A 21,300-nucleotide genomic window follows, 5' to 3' on the forward strand; every position below is an offset into this window, starting at 1 on the left:
TTCGTTGAGCCGGACGCGGGCCGCGTCACGCGCCCCGCTCCCATGCGACCACCAGCGCCCGGTTACGCGACATCAGCCCCAGGTGCTCGTCCATCACGTACTGGATCTGCTCGAGCTGCTCCGACGAGTCGGCTTCGCAGCGAAGCTGCAGCACGTCGTCGGTGCGCAGCATCCGGCAGACGCCGTACGGGAAATCGACGGTCGCGCGATGCTCGTCGAACACGACGGGCACCTTGATCGCGTAGTGCTTGCACAGCTTGAACAGCACGCGGTCGGCCTGCGGCACCGACACCTCCGCCGTGCTGACGAACGACGCCGGACGGGCATCGGGCATCGCCGGACGCGCCGTCATGCGCTCACCCGCGCCGCGCGCTGCAGCACCCGCGTCCATGCGCCGAGCGTCGGCTGCTCGGCGAGCTGGACGAACGTGACGTCGTAGCCTTGCGCGCGCCACTGCTCGACGAGCGTCATCATCCGGATCGAATCGAGCCCGCAATCGACCAGGTTGTCGTGCTCGCGCAGGTCGGCGGCCGGCATCCGCAGGCTGCGGGCGACCTGCGCCGCGATCGCGGCGAGCATCGGTGCCGCATCGTCCGCCGGCGCGACGCCGACGAGCGCGTCCGTGGTCACCGCCATTCCGCAGCGTCCAGCCACGTAGTCGAGCGCCATGCGGTGCTCGCGCTCGGAGAAATCCGCGAGCGCGTCGGCGACGAAAAACGGCTGCACGTCGCGCATGAACGCGTCGCAGGCGGTCATCAGACAGCCGATGTGCGCGTAGATCCCGCAGATCGCGAGCTGGTCGCGCCCCTGCTCGCGCAGGCGCGTCTCGAGCGGCGAGCGCCGGAACGCGCTGTAGCGCCACTTGTCGAGCACCGTGTCGCCGGGCGCCGGCGCGAGCGCGTCGCAGATCGCCGCGCGCGACGGCTGCGCGGTGAGGCCCGGTCCCCACATGTCGGTCAGGAGCGCCCGGTCGGCCGCCGCCTGGGTTGCCGGCTGCGCGGTGTAGTAGACCGGCATCCCGGCGGCATGCGCGAAATCGATCAGGCGGCGCACGTGCGCGACGAGCGTCGGCACGGGCGCGGCCGCACGGTCGTAGAAGTCGAGGAAGTAGTCCTGCATGTCGTGCACGAGCAGCGCCGCGCGGCGCGGGTCGAACCGCCAGTTCACGCGGTTCGCCGGCAGCTCGGCCGGCATCGGATAGGAAGCGATTTTCGGAATGGCCATGTTGGATTGCTTTGGAATTGAAAAATCGACGGGGCGTCGCCGCACCCGTCACGCAGCGGCGGCGAGCCGATCCGCGATGTGCTGCCGAAGCGCGCGCTTGTCGATCTTGCCGACGGGCGTTTTCGGGAATGCGTCGACGAATTCGATCCGGTCGGGCACCTTGTAAGCGGCCACGCCCTGGCCACGCACGAAGCGCACGAGGTCCGCCGCGGCCGGCGCGGGCGCGCCGCGAATCACGTACGCGCAACTGCGTTCGCCGAGATACGGGTCGGGCATCGCGACCAGCGCCGCGTCGACGACGCCCGGATGCGCGAGCAGCAGGTGTTCGATTTCCTCGGCCGGGATCTTCTCGCCGCCGCGGTTGATCTGGTCCTTCGCGCGCCCCTCGACGACGAGCTGGCCGCCCGCCGTCAGGCGGACGCGATCGCCGGTGCGATAGAAGCCGTCCGCCGTGAACGCGCGCGCGTTGTGCGCGGCCGCGTCGTAGTAGCCGCGGATCGTGTACGGGCCGCGCGTCAGCAGATGGCCGACCTCGCCGGGTGCGACCGGGCGGTCGTCGTCGTCGACGATGCGGATCTCGTCGTCCGGCGAGATCGGGCGCCCTTGCGTGGCGATCACCACGTCGCGCGGATCGTCGAGCCTCGTGTAGTTGACGAGCCCTTCGGCCATCCCGAACACCTGCTGCAATTGCGTGCCGAAGCCGTCGGCCGCGCGCGCCGCAAGCGCCGGATCGAAGCGCGCGCCGCCGACCTGTACGAGTTCGAGGCTCGCCAGCGCGCCGCGCCGCTGCCCGGCCGCGGCCAGCCATACGGGCACGAGCGGCGGCACCAGTGCCGCCACCGTCACGCGCTCGCGCTCGATCAGCGGGAACGCGGCGTCAGGGCTCGCGCCGTCGCTCAGCACGACGGTGCCGCCGGCATCGAAGACACCGAGCGAGCCCGGCGAACTCAGCGCATAGTTGTGCGCGGCCGGCAGCGCCGCGAGATAGACGCTGCGTTCGGTCAGCCCGCAAATGCGCGCGCTCTCGCGCACGCTGTACAGGTAGTCGTCGTGCGTGCGCGGGATCAGCTTCGGCGTACCCGTGCTGCCGCCCGACAGTTGCAGGAACGCGATCTCGTGCGCGCCGGGCCCCGGCGGCAGCGCGACGTCGGGCGTCGCATCCGGCAGCGCCACGCGCGTATTGCCGGGCGTCGTGAACAGCACATGGCGCAGCGTCGGCGCATCGGTGCGGATCTCGCTCGCGAGCGCCCGGTAGTCGAACCCGTCGTGCTGTTCGGCCGCGACATAGGCGACCGCGCCCGCGTACCGGCAGAAGTAGCCGATCTCGCGCCGGCGATGCGCGGGCAGCGCGAACACCGGCAGCGCGCCGATCCGGAACAGCGCAAACGTCACCGCGAAGAAGGCGACGCAGTTCGGCAATTGCACGACGACGCGCTCGCCCGGCACGATCCCGCACGCGGTCAGCGCGCGGGCCGTGCGTTCGGCTTCCGCCGCGAACGTCCGGTACGACCAGCGCAGGTCGCCCTGTACGAGCGCGACGCGTTCGCCGTGCCGCGCGACGCGTTCGTCGAACCACTGCGCGAACGACTGGCCGAGCCAGTATCCCTTCTGCCGATACGCGGCGGCGAACGCGTCCGGCCACGGCGTGCGGTTCGCGGACGTCATGCGGCCTCCCGCGCGGCGCCCGATGCGGCATCGCGATCGATACCGAGCGCATCCAGCATCGTCCGGAACTTGGCGGCGGTTTCCGCGCGTTCGCCTTCGGGCGTCGATTCGCCGACCACGCCCGCGCCCGCATAGAGCCGCAGCGTGCGGTCGAACGCTTCGGCGCAGCGAATCGTGACGACCCACTCGCCGTCGCCATGCGCATCGACCCAGCCGAGCATCCCCGCGTAGAAGCCGCGATCGAACGGCTCGGCATCGCGAATGCAGTCGCGCGCCGCCGCGCGCGGCGCGCCGCAGACGGCGGGCGTCGGATGCAGCGCGAGTGCGAGCGTCAACGCATCCGCATCGGTTTCGCCGCACACCTCGGTCGACAGATGCCACATCGTTTCCGTGTGGACGAGCGACGGGCGCGCCGGCACGTCGAGCCGTCGGCACAGCGGCGCGAGGCTGTCGCGCACGGCTTCCACGACGACCCGATGTTCGTCGAGATCCTTCGTGGACGCCAGCAGCGCCTGCGCGCGGCGCCGGTCCTCGACCGGGTCGCGGCTACGCGGCGCGGAACCCGCCAACGGATTCGCGCGCACGACGCCGCCGAAGCGGTTCACGAGCAGTTCCGGGCTCGCGCCCAGCAGCGTGCGTCCCGCGCCGAGATCCACGGAGAACGTATAGCCGTGCGGATTGCACGACGCGAGTCGCGCGACGAGCGCCGCAACGTCGACCGGCACCTCGCCGGTCGCCTCCAGCGTGCGCGCCAGCACGACCTTGTCGAGCTCGCCCGCGCGAATCCTGGCAACCGCCTGCGCGACCGCGTCCGCATACGCATCCGCGGACGGCACCTCGCGCGTCGCATAGCGCGTGCCGGCCGGCCCGGCTGCCCGCTGCGCGCCGAGCGGCCGCGCGCGCAGCATCGTGCGCGCAACCCGCAGCGCAGTCGGCGCGCCGACGTCGAACGGCACCGCGCCGACCACCGTCGCGCCTACGTGGCCGTCGGCCCGTGCGCGGCGCAACGCATCGTTCACGCGCGCCGCGAGCGCCGCGTCCGCATGCGGGATCGCCTCCGCGACATCGCAGGCCAGCACCGTATGCGCCGGCGTTGCGAGAAACAACGGGGTATCCGCGCGATACACATCCCACACGTTATGGGGTACTAATAGTTCGTCGGGTCGGGAAATCGCATTCATGACATTGCCTCCAGATTGAATGAGCCGGCGCGGCGCGCCGGCCATGCCGTCACATTTCGGCGGTCAGGCTCACCGCGATGCGGCGCCCCTGGTCGACGAGCCAGTTGCCGCTCAGCCCGGTCGTGCGCGTGCGATCGTCGATCGGCACCATCTTGTTGGTCAGGTTGAGCACCGCGAAATTGACGGAGAAACGCTTGTCGATCCGGTAGCGCCCGCCGAGATCGAAGGTCGTCGTCGACGGCCGCTCGCGCACGCCCTGCGCGCCGTTGCGGAACGCGGCCCAGTATTCGCTGCCGCTGTAGTTCGCCGCCGCGTAGAGGTCGAGCCTGGCAGTCGGCGTCCAGTCGACCTGCACGTTGAATTTGTGCTTCGGCGTCTTGTCGAGCGGATAGCCGTCGAGCGAACTGCCGTTGAACGCCTTCTCGCCGCTGCCCTCGCGACGCGATTCGGTCAGCGTGTAGGCGCCCGACACCCTCAGCGTGCGCGACAGGCGCGTGCCCGCGCCGATCTCGAGCCCGTACAGCTTGACCCGGTCGATGTTGTCGTACACATAGATGTTGCGGCCCGGCGAGCGCGGATCGGCCTTGCCCGTGTCGTAGCTCGCCACCTTGTTCTTGAACAGGTTGTTGAACAGCGTCAGGCCCGCGTACGTGTCGCCCAGGTCGTAGCGCACGCCGAGCTCCTCGGTCAGACTCGTCTCCGGCTTGAGATCCGGATTGCCGCACAGCGTGCCGGGCGTCGCGCCCGCCGCGCCGCCCGACGTCATGCAGTAGCCGGCCGTGCTCTGACGCAGCGACGGCGGGCGGAAACCGGTCGATACGCCGCCGCGCACCGTCCACGCCTTGCTGAGCTGGTACACGCCGTAGATGCGCGGGCTCACGTGGCTGCCGTAGCGGTCGTCGTGATCGAGTCGCACGCCGGTCGTCAGCGTGAAGCGGTCGTTGAAGAAGTAGTCGTTCTCGCCGAACAGCGCCCACGCGTTGCGTGTGACGCGATCCGCATTGGCGCCATGCCCTTTCGGCACCGCGTCCTGCACGCTGACGCCCGACAGCCTCGACCAGATGTGCTGGCCACCCACCGTCAGGATGTTGCGCTCGCCCCACCACGGCACGGCGGCCTTGGCCTCGAGGATCGTGTCGGTCAGCGCGGGCTTCACCGACGAACGCCCGGCCGGCGTCCACTGGTCCTGCACGCCGCGCTCGCCGTACAGCGACACCGTCGTGTCGGCGAAGCCCCAGCGGCCGTCGTGCGTGATGCCCCAGTAATCGCGGACATGACGCGTCTCCGTGAGCGCGGTGGCCGCCGTGCGCGGCGTGAGCGGCGCGGCGCTCTTGCCCGGCGTGCTGAGATAGGTGAGCTGCTCGCGCCCGATGTTCACGCTCACGTCCTGGTTGCTCGCGGGTTTCGCGGACAACTTCACGTCGAAGCTGCCGATCCGCTGGCCGTTCGCGCCACCCGTCCCGCTGTTCGGGTAGTAGATGTCGTCTTCGCCGCGATGCAGGAGACGCCCCGACGCCTGCAGCCCGAGCACGTCGGATTTCAGCGGGCCGCCGAGCCAGAAGTCGACGCTCTGCGTGTCGCCCTGGTTCGATTCGAGCTGCCACACACTGCCGGCCGTGATCGTGCCGCCCCAGCGCTTCGGCACCTTGCGCGTGATCACGTTGATCACGCCGCCCATCGCGTCGGCGCCGTACAGCGACGACATCGGGCCGCGCACGACCTCGATCCGCTCGATCGCGGACAGCGGCGGCATCAGGTTCGACTGCACACCGGCCGTGCCGCGGTTCATTGTTTCGCGCGTGTTCTGGCGACGGCCGTCGACGAGGATCAGCGTGTACTCGCCCGGCATCCCGCGAATCGAGATGTCCTGGTCGTTCGGCGATGCACCGACGACGCTCACGCCCTCGACGTTGGCGACGATCTCGGCAACCGACGTATACGGCTTCGCCTCGATGTCTTCCCGGCTGATCACCGAAATGCTCGCGGGAGCCTCGCGGATCGCCTGCTCGCGGCGGCTCGCCGTGACGACGACCTCCTTCAGCATGGCCGGATCGGCGGCGGCCTCCGGCGGCGCTGATCCGGCCGGCTTGGCCGGGTCGTCCTGTTTGGCGGCGGCGGATCGGGCGGCGACGGCAGACGCGGCGGCAGGTTCCGCCGCCCGGTCAGGCGCCTGCGCCCACGCGCACGACGCCCCCATCAGATACAGGCCGGCGACGACAACCGGCTTCAATGCAAGGCTTGCAGCTTGACTCGACATGGTGGCGCTTTCGATGTTTCAAAATGTGATTGATTCTCATTTACATTATGAAACATGTAATCAACCGAAATCTTTGCGTAAGCATCGAAGTCGTTTGAGCGCCGTCGCCGGCCGTCGTCAGCGTCGGTCGCTGCGTCGCGCGAGCGTCGGCGTGACGCCGAAGCGGCGCTTGTAGGCCGTCGCGAAGTTCGCGGCGCTCGTGTAGCCGGCCAGCGCCGCGGCCTGCTTGACGCTCACCGCGTCGCGCTCGAGCGCGAGCCGCGCGCGCTGCAGATGATGTTCGCGGACGAAGTCGAACACGGTCGTGCCGTAGGCCGCGCGGAACTGGCGCTGCATCGCGTTCGCGCTCATCCCGGCGTGCCGCGCGATGTCGTCGAGCGACAGTTCCTGCGCCGCGTCGCTCGCGAGGAACGCGCGCAGCTCGGCCATCCGGCGATAGTCGCGCGACCCGAGCGACGCGTCCGACGCCTGCGCGGCATCGCTCTCGAGCGGCGTGAACGCCTCGGCGAGCAGTTCGAGCACGCGGCTTTCCAGATAGATCGCCTGCAGCATCGGCTGATAGGCCGGCGGCCGCACGATCTGTTCGGCGAGCGCCGTCGCGCGCGGCGTCGGCTGCCAGAAGCGGATCGCGAGATGCGCGGACAGCATCGCGCCGAGCTGTTCCGGCAGAACGCCGCGGCTGGCCTCCTGCAGATGGCCGAGCCATTCGCCCGACATCGCGAGGCTCAGCCGCCGCGCGTAACCGCCCTTGCTGAGCCGCCTGCGGAACGTGTCCGGCTCGACCGCGTTGAGCAGGAACGACTGCATCCGCACCGCGGGCCGCGCGGTTTCGCGGTCCACGCGGCCGGTGCGGCGCCCGTCGGTCGTCAACACCACGCGCCGGTCGCCGTACGACACGTCGAGCGCACCCTCGAGCAGCAGCACGAGATGCAGGCCCGGTGAACACTGCCCCGACATCACGGCGTCGAATTCGTCCGTTGCATCGTCCGAATGGATCCGCAACCCGGGCCGCACCTCGCGGGTCCGCGCGACGTGCGCATCGTGTCGATAGCGATCGGAATGGGAAGCGGCTGGCGTCAGCGCTGTCATGTCGTCATACCCCCGCGCGCAGGCCTCTTGCGCCCGCACAAACTATTTTGGTGTTCGATCAAACGGCCGATACCCCTTGCATGGCCTCGGCTCGGCTACAATTAAATGAGAATTGTTCTCATTTATATCGTATCGGGAGTCGCGTGAAAAAGACAAGCGGAATGTGGGCCATGCTGGGCGTATGGCTGTGCGGCTGGCTCGTGATCCATGCCGCGCAAGCGGACACGACGACCGTCACCGACCTGGCCGGGCGGCAGGTCCGGATTCCCGCGCGCGTCGAGCGCGTGCTGCTTGGCGAGGGCCGCCTGCTGCCGGCGCTGGCGGTGGTCGACGGCGAAGATCCGACGCGCCGCCTCGTGGGCATGATGGGTGATTTCGAGCAACTCGATCCCGCGAGCTACGCGCAATGGCTCGCGCGCTTCCCGCGCCTGAAGGATGTGCCGCGCATCGGACGCTCGCAGTCCGGCAGCTTCAGCGACGAGCGCGCGCTCGCGCTGCGTCCGCAGGTCGCGATCTTCGGGCTCGGCGGCGGCCACGGCCCCGGCGAGCGCGATCGCGAAACGCTCGCGCGGCTCGAGGCGGCCGGCGTCGCGATCGTGTTCGTCGACTTCCGGCACGACCCGCTCGCCAACACGCCGCGCAGCATCGCGCTGCTCGGCCAGGTGCTCGGCTCGCCGCAGCGCGCGACGGAATTCAACACGTACTGGCAGCAGCAGCTAGACCTCGTCCGCACGCGGCTCGCGACCGCACGCCCGGTCGCACCGAGCGTGTTCCTCGAAAGCCGTGTCGGCCTGTCGGGCGACTGCTGCGACACGATGACCGGCATGATGGGCCACCTGCTCGACGCCGCCGGCGGCAACAACGTCGCGAAAGGCCGCGTGCCCGGCGAGCATGGCACGCTGAACCCCGAATACCTGCTGAGCCGCCAGCCCGATTTCTACATCGGCACCGCGATCGGCTCGCTCCAGACGCTGCAAAGTGCGCCGCAGCGCATCGCGCTCGGCGCCGGCGTGCCGCGCGACGCCGCCGTCCGCTCGCTCGACCGTGCGCTGAAGCGGCCGCAGATCGCGCCGCTGCGCGCGATCCGCGAGCGGCGCGCGTATGCGATCTGGCATCACTTCTACAATTCGCCGTTCAACGTCGTCGCCGTGCAGGCGCTGGCCAAGTGGCTGCATCCGGCGCTGTTCGCCGATCTCGATCCGCGCGCCACGTTCGACACGATGGTGCGACGCTTCCAGCCCGTTGCGCTGCAAGGCGAATACTGGGTGCAGGAAGGGTCCTGACATGCGGATGCCCGCCTCCTCCATGCGCCGCTCCCTGCTCGTCGCCGGATTGGCCGGCCCGCTCGGCGGCCGGCTCGCGCCCGCGTGTGCCGCCGATACGCGTGCGTGGCCCGGCCTCGACGCCGCACCGCCGGTCTTCGTGCCGAACAGCCGCCAGTTCGACGTGACGATCGCCGGCCGCACGCGGCGTCTGTTCGTCGCGTTGCCGGCCGAGCGTTCCGGCTCGCTGCCCCATCCGGTGCTCACCGTGCTCGACGGTAATGCGCTGTTCCCGCTCGCGGCACAACTCACCCGCAATCGCCGCGCGCGGCCGGACGGCACGCGCGACGCCGAGGCCGTCGTGATCGGCATCGGCTATCCGGTCGATGGGCCCTACGACATGGCCGCGCGCGCGGACGACTACACGCTCGCGCTGTTGCCGAACGGCCGCGGCGTCGTCGCGGACCGCTTTCTCGACTTCATCGAGTACGACGTGCAGCCGTGGCTCGCCCGCCAGCTGCCGGTCGATCCCGAGCGGCAGACGCTGTTCGGCCACTCGTACGGCGGCCTGCTGACGCTGTACGCGATGCTCACGCGCGCGCACCTGTTTCGGCGCTACGTGGCCGCAAGCCCGTCGATCTGGTGGGGCGAGCGCATGCTGCTGCCTTTTGCCGACCGGTTCGCCGCGCAAGCCGCCCCGCTAGCACCACCGCTGCGCGTCCTCGTGACCGCAGGCAGCCTCGAGGAAGATGCACCGAACCCCGACGCCGAACGGATGCGCCGCCAGCAAGCGCGCAAGCAGGTCAGTTCCGCCCGCGACTTCGTCGCGCGGGTGGGCGGCCGCCCAGGGCTCGACGCTGCGTTCCGGCTGATCGACGGCGAAGATCACGGCGGCGTCGTGCTGCCGAGCCTCGCGCTTGCGTCACGCGTGGTTTTCGAGCCCGCATCCGGAGCGGCCGCATGAGCACGACGACACCCGTTTCATCGCCGTCGCTGCGACTTCGCTACCGCGCGGTCGCCGCGCGGCGTGTCGGTGCGCTGGCCGCGCTCGCAGGCGTGCTCGTCGCGCTGCTCGTCGTCGACGTCTCGACCGGCCCGTCGCCGTTCCCGGTCGCCGACCTGCTCGGCGGCCTGTTCCGGCCCGACGGGCTGCCGCTCGAACAGCGCGTGATCCTGTGGGACGTGCGCCTGCCGTATGCGCTGATGGCCGTGCTCGTCGGCGCGTCGCTCGGGTTCGCCGGCGCCGAAATGCAGACCGTGCTGAACAACCCGCTCGCGAGCCCGTTCACGCTCGGCATGTCGGCCGCCGCAAGCGTCGGCGCGTCGCTCGTCGTGATTTCCGGCTGGCACCTGGTGCTGTGGAACGAGAACGTCGCGCTGTCGCTCGGCGCGTTCGCGTGCGCGAGCGCCGCGACGCTGCTGATCGTCTGGCTCGCGTGGCGCCACGGCGCGACGACCGAGACCGTCGTGCTGTTCGGCATCGGCCTGATGTTCAGCTTCGAGGCCCTGCTGTGGCTGCTGCAGTTCATCGCCGACGCGAATGCGTTGCAGCAGATCGTGTTCTGGAGCATGGGCAGCCTGGCGCGCGCGACATGGGGCAAGATCGTGCTGCTGACCTGCGTGTTCGCGACCTGCACGCTATGGGCGAGCATCGACGTCGCGTCGTTGACGGCGCTGCGCGCCGGCGACGAGCAGGCGCGCAGCATGGGCATCGCGGTCGAACGGCTGCGGCTCGTCGCGCTCGCGCGCATCAGCCTGCTGTCCGCGACGGCGCTGTCGTTCGTCGGCACGATCGGTTTCGTCGGCCTCGTCGGGCCGCACGTCGCGCGGCTGCTGGTCGGCGACGAGCATCGCTACTACCTGCCGGGCGCGGCGCTCGCCGGCGCGATCATGCTGGCCGGCGCGTCCGTGCTCAGCAAGACGCTGATTCCCGGCGTGACGCTGCCGATCGGCATCATCACCGCGCTGGTCGGCGTGCCGCTGTTCATGCTGCTCGTCAGCCGGCGCAGGAGGCTCGATGGCTGAGCCGATGCTGCAACTCGACGCGCTGTGCGTCCGCTACGGCGCCCGGGTCGTGCTCGACGGGCTGTCGCTCGCGCCAGTCGAGCCGGGCACGACGATCGGGCTGCTCGGGCCGAACGGCGTCGGCAAGTCGACGCTGCTGCGCGCGCTTGCGCGGCTCGCGTCCGCGACCGGTCGCGCGGCATTCGGCAGCTTCGACCTGCTGTCCGGGTCGCGCCGCGAGCACACGCGGCAGGTCGGTTATCTGCCTCAGACCTTGCCGCAACCGTCGTCACTGCTCGTCTACGAAGCCGTGCGCAGCGCGTTGCGCGCCACCTGCGGCAGCCTGTCCGACGCGACGCACGACCGGCGTTTGCAACAGGTGTTCACGCGGCTGCGGCTGCACCCGCTCGCGATGTCGCCGCTCGACCGGTTGTCGGGCGGCCAGCGGCAGATGGTCGGGCTCGCGCAGGTGCTCGTGCGCGACACGCCGCTGCTGCTGCTCGACGAACCGACCAGCGCGCTCGACCTGCGCTGGCAATTGCTCGCGCTGGAGGCGGTCGGCGACGCGGCCCGCCGGCGCGGCGCAATCGTGCTGGCCGCGATGCACGACCTGAATCTCGCATCGCGTTTCTGCGACCGGCTCGTGCTGCTGAGCGCCGACGGACTCGTCGCGGACGGCGCGCCGGTCGACGTGCTGACGCCGCCGAACCTGCGGCGCGCGTACCGCGTCGATGCAAGGATCGAGCGCACGGCGTCGGGCGATTACGTCGCGCTGGCGGAGCGGGCGATTCCGGACGAGCCAGCGCTTGCTTGCGACGCTTGAGCGATTCAACGCTTGAGTACGGGCGGTGTCGGCCGGCCGCGTTGCACCCGCACGCTTCCGCTCACTGACGAGGCTCGACCGGCCAGCCGTCGGATTGAGCTATCGTTCAGGTTCCACTCACACGACGCGCCCTCCAAGCGATGTCCATTCGCCTCAGTTTCGACGACGGCCCGGGCCCGTCGACACCACCCTTGCTCGACGTCCTGCGCGACGCCTCGTGCAAGGCGACCTTCTTCCTGCTCGGCCAGAACCTCGCGGGCGCGCTCGACGTCGCGGCAAGAATGGCGCGCGAGGGTCATCGGCTCGGCAATCACACCCATTCGCACGCAAGGCCGGGCGCGCTGGCAGACGACGCGCTGATCGACGAGATCGAGGCGACCGACGCGCTGATTCGCGAGGCCTATCGCCGGGCCGGCGTACCCGCACCGGACGCGATCCCGCTGCGCCTGCCTTACGGGCTGGTACCGCAGGACAATCGCGTCGGCGTGCTCACGCGGCTGCAGCGCGAACACACGGGCTGGACCGCGATACTGGACGACTGGCAGCGGCCAGCACCGTCGCCCGAGGCACTGTGCGACGCGATGCGCGCGCATGTCGCCGACAGCGCAGCGCGGCACCAGGACGTGCTGTTCTGCATGCACGACGGATCGCGGCATGGAGAAGCGCGGCCCAATACGGTCGAAGCCGTGCGCCTGTTCCTGAATCGACAGAACTGACCCGGTGGCCGGCTAGCGTCCAGGCGCCGCGCCGTCCAGCAACTGCCGCCAGCCACCGAGAAATCCGATGCCGGGCCCCGGCATCCACAGGCCGCGCTGCGCGGCTTCGAGGTGGATCAGCGTCTGGTCCACGCAGAACAGCGCCATCAACGCATCGCGATTCGCGCGCATCCAGTCCGGCGCAGCATCGGGTCGCGTCGCTGCATAGGCTTGCAGGCCGGCCTCCCATCGCTGTGCATCGAAGACGAATCGATCGTCCCTGCCCGCATCGCGCGACAGCGCGAACAGCGCAAAGGCCGCCTCGAGCCACTGCGCGCCCTGCCCGACATCGTCGAAATCGAGCACGCCGCTCACCGCACGCCCCACGTACAGCAGGTTGCCCGCGTGATAGTCGCCGTGCAGCCAATGCACCGACCCCGTCAGCCAGCGCGCCGCCGCGGCGAGATGCATGCCGATCCGCCGGATCACCGTGTCGTAATGGCCATTCAAGTCGCCCGGCAACGACGGCATCGCGCGCGCCGACACACGCGCATGGCGCGCCGCCAACCAGGCCATCGGCGCGGATTCGCTCACTGGGATTGCCGCCAGCGCCGCATGCAGATGCGCGAGCGCGCGCATCGCATCGATCGCACCCGCTTGCGCATCGTCGGGCAGGCCGGGGCTGCCGTCGATATGCTCGAACAGGTGCAGCCAGCTTCCATCGGGGGCCTGCACACCGGATTGCGCGTCCACGGTCGGCCGCAGTCGCGGCAGCGCGGGCAGCATCGGCGCCGTGCGCGAACGGCCGAGATCGCCGAGTATCGACGCCTCGCGATGCACCTGCTCGACCGGCTTGCCGGACCACGACACGCGCAGCACCACGCGCTCCGAATCGCACTCGACGAGATACGTTTTGTTAGTATGGCCCGACGACAGCGCCTGCAGGCGCGCCGGCCCGAGGTTCCAGTGCCGGCGAAGCCAGGGTTCCAGCGTTTTCACGTCACTCCTACTCGTTGCATTGACCATGTCAGAGCGTCCTTCGGCCCGCATGCGGGACATCAACATCGAATGGCTGACGCGCGCTGCCGAATTCGACCATCTGTTCCAGACGCGCTGGCTCGGCGAGCGCTTCTTCCATCTGCCCGGCGACATGCTCGCGCTCCAGGAACTGATCTGGCGCGAGCGCCCCGACTGCATCGTGCAGACCGGCATCGCGGCGGGCGGCGGCGTCGTGTTCTCCGCGTCGATGCTGGAATTGGCAGGCGATCGCGGCCGCGTCGTCGCGATCGAACCGCGCCTGCGCGACGAGGTCAGGCAGCGCCTGCAATCGCACCGGCTCGCCGATCGCATGGTGCTGATCGAAGGCGAATCGTGCGCGGCCGACACGCTCGCGTCGGTGCGCGCACAGATCGCCGACGGCGCGCGCGTGATGGCGATCCTCGATCTCACGCATACGCACGCGCACGTGCTGCGCGAACTCGAATGCTATGCATCCCTCGTCACGCCCGGCAGCTACGCGATCGTGATGGACACCATCATGGAGTATCTGCCGGCATCGATGTTCGACGGCAAGCCGTACGGCAAAGGCAACAACCCGGCGACGGCCGCGCGCGAATTTCTCGCCCGCGACGACCGCTTCGAAGTCGACGAGGACATCGAGGATCGCGTGCTCATGACGCTGTCGCCAGGCGGCTTCCTGAGGCGAGTTCGCTGATCAGGCGGGCAGCCTGCGCCGAGCCGTCGAGCGTGTAGCTCGCACGGATTCGCGCCGCGTGCTCGCGCAGCGGGCCGGGACGCAACAGGCGTTCGAGCGCAGCGGTAATGCCGGCGACGCCGGCCTGCTGCAGATCCAGCACGCATCCGGCGCCGGCCCGCTCGACGAAGTGCGCCGAATGGAACTGGTCGTTGCAGAACGGCGACAGCAGCATCGGCACACCGCACGCGAGCGACTCCATCACCGAATTCGCGCCGCCGTGGCTGACGAACGCGTGCGTGCGCCGCAGCAGCGCCAGTTGCGGCACATAACGCACCGCGACGACGCGCTCGTCATCGGCCGGCAGCAGATCCGAATCGACCAGTTCGCCCACCGACAGCACCAGTTGCGCCGACGTCGCGCGCGTCGCGTCGATGACCTTCGCGAACACGTCCGGGTGGTAGTAAAGCTGGCTGCCGAGCGACATGTAGACGAGCGGGCGATCCGCGTCGAGGCGTTCCCACGGGAACGGCGTCTCGTCGCCGCGCGGGCCGGACGGCAGCGCGGGGCCGACCAGCTCGACACCCGGCGGCGGCGCGCCGACCAGCGCGTCGGTCGTGAACGCGAGCGTCAGATGCGGCGACAGGATGTCGCAACCGCGAAAACGCGCGTCGAGACCGTAGCGCGCGAACAGGCGCGTGCGTTCCGGCGCGAGCCAGCGCACGGTGCGCAGCAGCTCCGAATCGAGATCGTCCGGCAGCACCGGATTCAGCGAATTGGACATCGACACCCACGGCAGCCCTTCCAGCTCGGCGGCGATCGCCGCCGCATAGAGCAGCGGATCGATCACGACCACGTCGGGCTGCCATTCGCGCAGCACCGCGCGGATGCCGTCCACCTGCGCGGGCGCGAGGTCGATCAGCAGCGTGCGGATCCAGTGCCGCAGCCAGTCGGCGTCGCGGATGTTCGCGGCGAAGCTCGCGCCGCGCGACAGGTCGTGGCGTTCGGGGGTCTCGCGCGGCCCGACGAACGCGAAGTCGCCAGCGCCGTCGAGTTGCGCGCTGATGTCGGCCGGCGCGTAGAACGCGACGTCGCAGCCGGCGGCACGCAGATGCTGGGCCGGGCCGATGCACGGATTGACGTGCCCTTTTTCGGGCACCACGCAGAACAGGATGCGTTTCATGAGCGGCTCAGGTTGGGCGATGCGCGGCATCGAAGTGGAAGTGGTCGAGATGATCGAGGAGCAGCGTCAGCGTCGCCCACAGCACGCGTTCGGTATCCGCCTGCAGCGTGGGCGCGGCAAGACCGAGCGTGCCGGCGAGCGCGCGCGTGCGGTCGCGATCGAGCAGTGTCGTGAGGTCCATTGCCGGCGCGAGCCGCCCGCGCTTGGGGCCGTGCACGAGACGGTCCGGCAGGTTCAGGCGCGCACCGAGATCGCGCAGGCATTGTTTGTTCAGGTCGGGTTCGATGCTCGTCAGATGCGCGACGACGGCGGCGTCGACAAACGGCGGATGCAGGTCGACCGACGCCGCATCGAACAACGCATGGCACAGCGGCAGGTAGTTGGCCGACCGGTCGCGGCGCAGCACCTGGTCCGCGCCGTCGCCGGTGATGGCCACCTCGATGCCGTCGGCGGCCATCGCCTCGGCCAGCAGCAGCTTCGCGACCGGATGCAGGTTGAACATCGGCTCCTCGACCGCATGGGTCGTTCTCGGCAGCGCGGCCACGAAATCGGCCTCGTTCGCGCGCACGATCTTCACCGTCGCCTGCATCTGCTCGGCCAGTTCGAGTGCCGCATCGCGTTCGCAATAGTCCGGCATGTCGGTCGCGAGGATGTAGGACGTGACATGCCGCTGCGCGCCGAGTTCGCGCAGCAACGCGAGCAGCAGCGCCGAATCGAGCCCGCCGCTCAGCGCCAGCGCGACGCGCTTGCCGCTGTCGAGCGCGCGTTGCAGCGATGCGCGCAGCACGGTTTCCAGATCGCCGCGCTGCGGCCGCTCGGGCGCCGGCTGCACCGCGAACCCTTGCGGCGAACGGATCAGCGCATGGCCGGGCGGCACCGGCAGCACGTCGCGCAGCACGGTGCGACCGACGGGACGCTCGCCGCTCAGGTAGCCCGCGATGGCGGCCGTGTCCGGCGCGCCGGCCGGTTGCCCCGACGCATGCAGGACGGCCCTGATGCCGGACGCCGACACGCCGCTGCGCGGATGGTAGTGCAGACGATCGAAACCGAACGGGTCGCGCGTGCCGACGATCATGGATAACGAGCCTTCAAGGTGTCCACTTCAATACGTTTGAGGATGCGATGCGGCGCCACCGGCGCGCTGCCGCCCTGGCAATGCAGGCACGCTTCCAGCGGCGCCTCGCGTTGCAGATAGGCGAGCATCGCGTCGAGCATGCCTGCGTCGTCGCGCAACGGCAGGCCGTCGGATTGAAAATCCTTCGCGCCCTTGTACAGCGTATGGAAATGCGCGGGACGCGTACACGTGTAGAACATGCCGTCGCGAATCATATGGCAGCGCTCGCGGATCCAGCAATCGCGATAGAGGCGCTGCGCATCATCGCGGTCCGTGCCGGGCTGGGCGCGATTCATCGTCGTGAACACGTCTTGCACCTTCCAGTTCAGGCGGACGTCGAAGCGCGCGGCCTGGCGCTCGACAAGCGCGACCAGGTCGGGCGAAAGCGGCGGCTTCGGGTAGCGCGAGATCGTCAACGCATCCACCGCCTGCCAGAACGCGTCCGGCATCTCGCCGAGCTTCAGGCCGTTCGTCGTGACCGAGATCACGGGTGCGATGCCCGTGGCGCGCACGCGCTCGACGAGCTCGACGAGCGCCGGATGCAGCAGCGGTTCGCCGCCGACCAGCTTGAACATGCGCGGGCTCAAGACCTTCGCTGCTTTGCGCAGGTCGGCCTCTAGCGAATCGGGGCTCGCATACCACTCGGGCAACAGCGGCGACAGCGAGCAGCATTCCGCGCAGGTCAGGTTGCAGTGATCGACGATATGCGCTTCCAGCGAACGCGTCCGGACGCGGCCGTCTTCGACGCGATAGTCGCGATCCATCGGCGGCGGGAAGACATGTTGCCGCTCGCCGGATGGCAGCGGGTTCGTGGCCCGGTTCAGATTCGCATTCACATCAGCTTCCTGTTTCCACACAACGGGAAAAGAAATCGACGAGACGGCCGCGCGCGTCCACCATCGCGGACGCCATCGTCACCGCCCCGTTCAGGTGCGCGGCGAAGCGCGACGGATCGTCGAACCAGCCTTGCACGACCCACAACTTGAGCGCGTGCTGCAGACACGCGGCATCGACGGCCCACGCGATATGCGCGGGATTCACCGGCCGGACCCGCCGGTATGCATGCACGAAGGCTTCCGCCAGGTGTGGCGCTTCCAGCGGCAGATGATTCAGGCAACGCACCAGCTCGTATTCGCGCGGCGCGCCGATCGACGCTTCCCAGTCGAGGATGAGCGGCGGCGTGCGCGCGTCCGCGAACAGGTAGTTGAACTGGTTGTAGTCATTGTGGATCGGGTGCTGCGGATCGTCGGCGGGAAATGCTTCGACGCTGCCCGGATAGTAGCGGTCGATCATGCGCAGCGCGAGCTCGACATAGCGCCGCAGGTTCGCGGCGCCGTCGTTCGAGCGCGCGCGATCCCGCGCGTCGAGCAGGCTGCGGCGCACCGCGTCCGCGTCGATCGCGGTCAGCCGCGCGCGGATCGTGTCGAGCGACGGCAGATGAAACCGTTCGAGGCTCAAATGCAACGCCGCCAGACTCGCGCCGAGCGCATCCCATTCCGCCGGCGAAAACGTGTCGTAAGTTCTGAACTGCCCCGCTTCCCAGCGCGTCAGCATCGCGTGCGCGCCGGTGCCGGTCCACAGCGGTTCGCCGGCCGTCGTGCGTTTCAGCGTCTGGACACGGAAGCGAGCATCACCGTGCGTCTCGAAATGGGCGAGTACGGCGGCTTCCTTGGCCGCACGCGCACGATGCTCCTGCGCATAGAGCTTGACCGCCACGCCGCCGTCGTCGGTCGGCAGATGCCACACGCGTTCGCCGACCTGCCGCGGCGGCCCGCTTTGGCCGAGCGCGTAGGCGTCGCGGATCTCGTCGAAGGTGACGGCGGGCTGATCCATTCAGATGTGCTCGGCCGGCCCGTGCCGATACGGATGACCGCTCAGGAACGTGTTGTGCCCGACGTAGCGCAGCTTGTACATCGCCGGCCGGAACAGCACCGAAGGATCGTTGTTCGCGATGCCGAGCAGCGGGTACAGGTCCTGCCGCACGAAGAATGCGTTGTTGCCCATGTCGTCGCAGCAGACGAGCTCATAGCCCTTCTGCCTGCCGAGATGAACGAGCGATTCGAGGCTCGCGCCGTAATAGGTCGATCCGTCCCATTCGTGATCCGGATTGAAGCACATGACCCAGCGTTCGGGCGGCGTGTAGTACGGGTTGTATTCGATCACGACGATGCGCGGCTGAAACGCCTGCAGGCCGCGCCACACCCAGTAGTCGTTGCCGTCGATATCGATCGACAGCAGGTCGAAGTCGGCCGGCGTGTTCGCATCGGCGAGCAACGCGTCGATCGTGTCGGGCTGGACGCGGTCGTGGTGCAGACGCACGCGCTCCGCGCCCGCGTAGTGAGCGGCAAGCTTGCCGAAGCGGTACGCGCTGCCTTCCACCAGCACGCCCGCCCAATCCTGTTCACGCAGCAGCCGCGCGGTGTTGCTGTTGCGCAAGCCGTCGCTCGCGCCGATGTCGACGCAGAAGCGATTCGTCGGCGCGATCCGCTCCATCAGCCGCGCCAGGATGCTTTCCTCGGTGCCCTGCGCGTACAGGCTTGGCGCAAGGCCGGATAGATCGAGCGGGAGAGGATGGTCCTGCATCGAGGGGCGGCTCCGGGTCGGGATGGGGAATGGGGATTGGTGTTCGGAGGGTAATTTACCCGAAGTCGATTGATGGGAGGAAACTGGAATGCGCGACGCTGCCGGGCTTGGCCGGCGGCGGAAATGAAAAAGCCCGCATCGACATTGCTGTCGATGCGGGCCTGATGCGTTTCTGGCGGTTTCGCTTTATGTGCTCGGCTTCGTATTGTCTAGCCGCGGCGCATGAACGGAAGCCTCAGGACAATTACTCCTGCCCCTGGCTCGTCAGGAACTCCTCGTAATTCCCGCCGAAGTCGAACAGGGTGCCGTCCGTCTTCACTTCGATGATCCGGTTCGCCAGCCCGCTCACGAACTCGCGGTCGTGCGACACGAAGATCAGCGTGCCTTCGAACTGCTCGAGCGCGATCTGCAGCGACTCGATCGATTCCATGTCCATGTGGTTGGTCGGCTCGTCCATCAGCAGCACGTTGTGGCGGCCGAGCATCAGCTTGCCCCAGATCATGCGGCCCTTCTCGCCGCCCGACAGCACCTTCACCGACTTCTTGATGTCGTCCGACGAGAACAGCAGGCGGCCCAGCGTGCCGCGCACCATCGTTTCGTCGTCGCCGTCCTTGCGGTACTGGTCGATCCAGTCCATCAGCGTGATGTCGTTCGGGAACTCCTCGTACGTGTCCTGCGGCATGTAGCCGACATTCGCGTTCTCGGACCACTTCACCGTACCGTGCTCGAGCGCGAGCGCGCCGAGCAGCGAGCGCAGCAGCGTCGTCTTGCCCGCGCCGTTCTCGCCGATGATCGCGATCCGCTCGCCCGGCTGCACCGACAGGTTGAAGTTCTGGAAGATCGTGCGCTCGTACTTCTTCGTGATGTCCTCGGCGACCACCGCGACGTTGTGCAGCTTCTTCTCGAACTCGAAGCGGATGAACGGGTTCTGGCGCGACGACGGCTTGAATTCCTCGATCTTGATCTTGTCGATCTGCTTCGCGCGGCTCGTCGCCTGGCGGGCCTTCGACTTGTTCGCCGAGAAGCGGCGCACGAAGTCCTGCAGTTCGGCCACGCGCTCCTTCGCGCGCGTGTTCGCCGCGGCCTGGCGCTCGCGCGCCTGTGCCGATGCGAGCATGTAGTCGTCGTAGTTGCCCGGCCAGACCTTCAGCGTGCCGAAGTCCATGTCGGCCATGTGCGTGCACACCGAGTTCAGGAAGTGACGATCGTGCGAAATGATGATCATCGTCGAGTTGTACTCGTTGAGCGTCTGCTCGAGCCAACGGATCGAGTTGATGTCGAGGTTGTTGGTCGGTTCGTCGAGCAGCAGCACGTCGGGCTTCGAGAACAGCGCCTGCGCGAGCAGCACGCGCAGCTTCCAGCCCGGCGCGACGTCGCTCATCGTGCCGCTGTGGAACTTCTCCTCGATGCCGATGCCGAGCAGCAGCGCGCCCGCGCGCGCCTCGGCGTCGTAGCCGCCGTATTCGGCGAACTTGCCCTCGAGCTCGGCCGCGTGCATGTAGTCGTCGTCGGTGGCTTCCGGGTTCGCGTAGATCGCGTCACGCTCGGTCATCGCGGCCCACATCTCGGTGTGGCCCATCATCACGACGTCGAGCACGCGCACGTCTTCGTACGCGAACTGGTCCTGGCGCAGCTTGCCGAGACGGACGTTCGGCTCCAGCGCGACGTTGCCGGCGCTCGGCTCGAGGTCGCTGCCGAGGATCTTCATGAACGTCGACTTGCCACAGCCGTTCGCGCCGATCAGACCATAGCGGTTGCCCTCGCCGAATTTGACCGAGATGTTCTCGAACAGGGGCTTTGGCCCGAATTGCATCGTGATGTTGGCAGTAGAAAGCACGGCAGGTCCCGTTAAAGGATAAATCGACGGAAAACCGTGTATTTTAGCAGGTGTCGGAGAAACTGCCGACCATGCCGTTCCGGCAGCGCATTCCGACCCCAGGTCCGCCGCCCGGTGGCCCGCCAACACGACAGCACGCGCCCCACTGCCGTCTTACTGGAATCCCGCATGCTTGCCAGCCAGCTTCGCGAACAACTCGTCGGCGCTTGGCGCCTCGTGTCCTACGAAGTGCGCCCGCGCGACGGCAGCGCGGTCGCCTATCCGCTCGGCCGCGACGTGCGCGGCTGGATTCTCTACACACCGGACGGCTACATGTCCGCCCAACTGATGGCCGCCGGTCGGCCGCCCTACACGGACGGCGACCTGCACGGCGGCACCGTCGACGAGCGCGCGACCGCCGCCCGCGGCTACATCGCCTATTCCGGCCCCTTTCGCGTCGACGACGACGGCACGCTGACCCACGAAATGGACGTCAGCCTGTACCCGAACTGGATCGGCAACGTGCAGCAGCGGGTCGTCATGCTTGACGGCGATCGCCTGCAACTCGGCACCGCCGCCCCGGCGCGGATCGACGGCCGGGAAGTCGACGCCGTGCTGCTCTGGGCGCGCGCGGGCCGCTGACGCGCCGCCGGCGGCCGCAACGGTTCGCCGGATCGGTGCGACCGGACGGCTGGCCGTTGCGCGCACGCG

At 68.9% G+C, this 21,300-nt stretch carries 20 protein-coding genes; 7 read left to right on the forward strand and 13 right to left on the reverse strand.

Annotated elements, in window-relative coordinates; translation table 11 throughout:
• Nucleotides 1-25 precede the first annotated feature (25 nt).
• The 6 genes from ABD05_RS14925 to ABD05_RS14950 all read right to left on the reverse strand — a co-directional run bounded on the left by ABD05_RS14925 (nt 26) and on the right by ABD05_RS14950 (nt 7,416).
• Nucleotides 26-352: a DUF2218 domain-containing protein gene (locus tag ABD05_RS14925; RefSeq protein WP_047901238.1), complete on the reverse strand. Its 327-nt coding sequence runs from the start codon at nt 350-352 to the stop codon at nt 26-28.
• Nucleotides 349-1,224, reverse strand: coding sequence for an isochorismatase (locus ABD05_RS14930; protein ID WP_167347849.1), 876 nt, complete (start codon nt 1,222-1,224; stop codon nt 349-351). Before ABD05_RS14930 ends, ABD05_RS14925 begins: the two co-directional genes overlap by 4 nt.
• A 48-nt stretch (nt 1,225-1,272) precedes the next feature.
• The gene (locus ABD05_RS14935) at nt 1,273-2,889 is read right to left on the reverse strand and encodes a (2,3-dihydroxybenzoyl)adenylate synthase (protein ID WP_047900789.1); all 1,617 of its coding nucleotides are present in this window, start codon (nt 2,887-2,889) and stop codon (nt 1,273-1,275) included.
• Nucleotides 2,886-4,070: an isochorismate synthase gene (locus ABD05_RS14940; protein WP_047900790.1), complete on the reverse strand. Its 1,185-nt coding sequence runs from the start codon at nt 4,068-4,070 to the stop codon at nt 2,886-2,888. The genes ABD05_RS14935 and ABD05_RS14940 overlap by 4 nt, the downstream gene beginning before the upstream one ends.
• 49 nt (nt 4,071-4,119) lie before the next feature.
• Nucleotides 4,120-6,327 carry a TonB-dependent receptor domain-containing protein gene (locus tag ABD05_RS14945; protein WP_047900791.1) on the reverse strand — a complete coding sequence of 736 codons (2,208 nt, stop codon included), beginning with the start codon at nt 6,325-6,327 and terminating at the stop codon, nt 4,120-4,122.
• Between the two features lie 117 nt (nt 6,328-6,444).
• Entirely contained in the window at nt 6,445-7,416 is a 972-nt protein-coding gene (locus ABD05_RS14950) for a helix-turn-helix transcriptional regulator (RefSeq protein ID WP_047900792.1), read from the reverse strand.
• A 161-nt stretch (nt 7,417-7,577) separates the two neighbouring features.
• On the opposite strand from ABD05_RS14950, the gene ABD05_RS14955 reads away from it, so the two are divergent.
• The 5 genes from ABD05_RS14955 to ABD05_RS14975 all read left to right on the forward strand — a co-directional run bounded on the left by ABD05_RS14955 (nt 7,578) and on the right by ABD05_RS14975 (nt 12,221).
• Nucleotides 7,578-8,699: an ABC transporter substrate-binding protein gene (locus ABD05_RS14955; RefSeq protein ID WP_047900793.1), complete on the forward strand. Its 1,122-nt coding sequence runs from the start codon at nt 7,578-7,580 to the stop codon at nt 8,697-8,699.
• Nucleotides 8,700-8,721: 22 nt separating this feature from the next.
• The gene (locus tag ABD05_RS14960; protein ID WP_238594079.1) at nt 8,722-9,642 is read left to right on the forward strand and encodes an alpha/beta hydrolase; all 921 of its coding nucleotides are present in this window, start codon (nt 8,722-8,724) and stop codon (nt 9,640-9,642) included.
• The gene (locus ABD05_RS14965) at nt 9,639-10,703 is read left to right on the forward strand and encodes a FecCD family ABC transporter permease (protein WP_047900795.1); all 1,065 of its coding nucleotides are present in this window, start codon (nt 9,639-9,641) and stop codon (nt 10,701-10,703) included. The genes ABD05_RS14960 and ABD05_RS14965 overlap by 4 nt, the downstream gene beginning before the upstream one ends.
• Complete coding sequence (locus ABD05_RS14970) at nt 10,696-11,505, forward strand: ABC transporter ATP-binding protein (RefSeq protein ID WP_047900796.1); 810 nt, start codon at nt 10,696-10,698, stop codon at nt 11,503-11,505. The genes ABD05_RS14965 and ABD05_RS14970 overlap by 8 nt, the downstream gene beginning before the upstream one ends.
• 140 nt (nt 11,506-11,645) lie before the next feature.
• The gene (locus ABD05_RS14975; protein WP_047900797.1) at nt 11,646-12,221 is read left to right on the forward strand and encodes a polysaccharide deacetylase family protein; all 576 of its coding nucleotides are present in this window, start codon (nt 11,646-11,648) and stop codon (nt 12,219-12,221) included.
• 12 nt (nt 12,222-12,233) lie between these two features.
• On the opposite strand, the gene ABD05_RS14980 is transcribed toward ABD05_RS14975, so the two are convergent.
• Nucleotides 12,234-13,199, reverse strand: a complete 966-nt coding sequence (locus ABD05_RS14980; RefSeq protein WP_047900798.1) for a phosphotransferase — start codon at nt 13,197-13,199, stop codon at nt 12,234-12,236.
• Nucleotides 13,200-13,224: 25 nt separating this feature from the next.
• On the opposite strand from ABD05_RS14980, the gene ABD05_RS14985 reads away from it, so the two are divergent.
• Nucleotides 13,225-13,914 (forward strand): cephalosporin hydroxylase family protein, encoded by a 690-nt coding sequence (locus ABD05_RS14985; RefSeq protein WP_047900799.1) that lies wholly within the window; start codon nt 13,225-13,227, stop codon nt 13,912-13,914.
• Here the strand turns inward: ABD05_RS14985 and ABD05_RS14990 are convergent.
• The 6 genes from ABD05_RS14990 to ABD05_RS15015 form a co-directional block, all read right to left on the reverse strand.
• Nucleotides 13,871-15,076 (reverse strand): glycosyltransferase, encoded by a 1,206-nt coding sequence (locus tag ABD05_RS14990; RefSeq protein WP_047900800.1) that lies wholly within the window; start codon nt 15,074-15,076, stop codon nt 13,871-13,873. The two genes, ABD05_RS14985 and ABD05_RS14990, sit on opposite strands and share 44 nt — an antisense overlap.
• 7 nt (nt 15,077-15,083) lie before the next feature.
• Nucleotides 15,084-16,151, reverse strand: coding sequence for an asparagine synthase-related protein (locus ABD05_RS14995; RefSeq protein ID WP_047900801.1), 1,068 nt, complete (start codon nt 16,149-16,151; stop codon nt 15,084-15,086).
• Nucleotides 16,148-17,026, reverse strand: coding sequence for a 4Fe-4S cluster-binding domain-containing protein (locus tag ABD05_RS15000; RefSeq protein ID WP_047900802.1), 879 nt, complete (start codon nt 17,024-17,026; stop codon nt 16,148-16,150). The genes ABD05_RS14995 and ABD05_RS15000 overlap by 4 nt, the downstream gene beginning before the upstream one ends.
• Nucleotide 17,027: 1 nt before the next feature.
• Nucleotides 17,028-18,023: a phosphotransferase enzyme family protein gene (locus ABD05_RS15005; RefSeq protein WP_047900803.1), complete on the reverse strand. Its 996-nt coding sequence runs from the start codon at nt 18,021-18,023 to the stop codon at nt 17,028-17,030.
• The gene (locus tag ABD05_RS15010) at nt 18,024-18,773 is read right to left on the reverse strand and encodes an FkbM family methyltransferase (protein ID WP_047900804.1); all 750 of its coding nucleotides are present in this window, start codon (nt 18,771-18,773) and stop codon (nt 18,024-18,026) included.
• 244 nt (nt 18,774-19,017) lie between these two features.
• Entirely contained in the window at nt 19,018-20,610 is a 1,593-nt protein-coding gene (locus ABD05_RS15015; RefSeq protein ID WP_047900805.1) for an ABC-F family ATPase, read from the reverse strand.
• 168 nt (nt 20,611-20,778) lie between these two features.
• On the opposite strand from ABD05_RS15015, the gene ABD05_RS15020 reads away from it, so the two are divergent.
• On the forward strand, nt 20,779-21,231 hold the full coding sequence (locus tag ABD05_RS15020) for a lipocalin-like domain-containing protein (RefSeq protein ID WP_047900806.1): 453 nt from the start codon (nt 20,779-20,781) through the stop codon (nt 21,229-21,231).
• The last annotated feature ends 69 nt before the right edge of the window (nt 21,232-21,300 follow it).

Source organism: Burkholderia pyrrocinia, assembly GCF_001028665.1.
Classification (GTDB): domain Bacteria; phylum Pseudomonadota; class Gammaproteobacteria; order Burkholderiales; family Burkholderiaceae; genus Burkholderia; species Burkholderia pyrrocinia.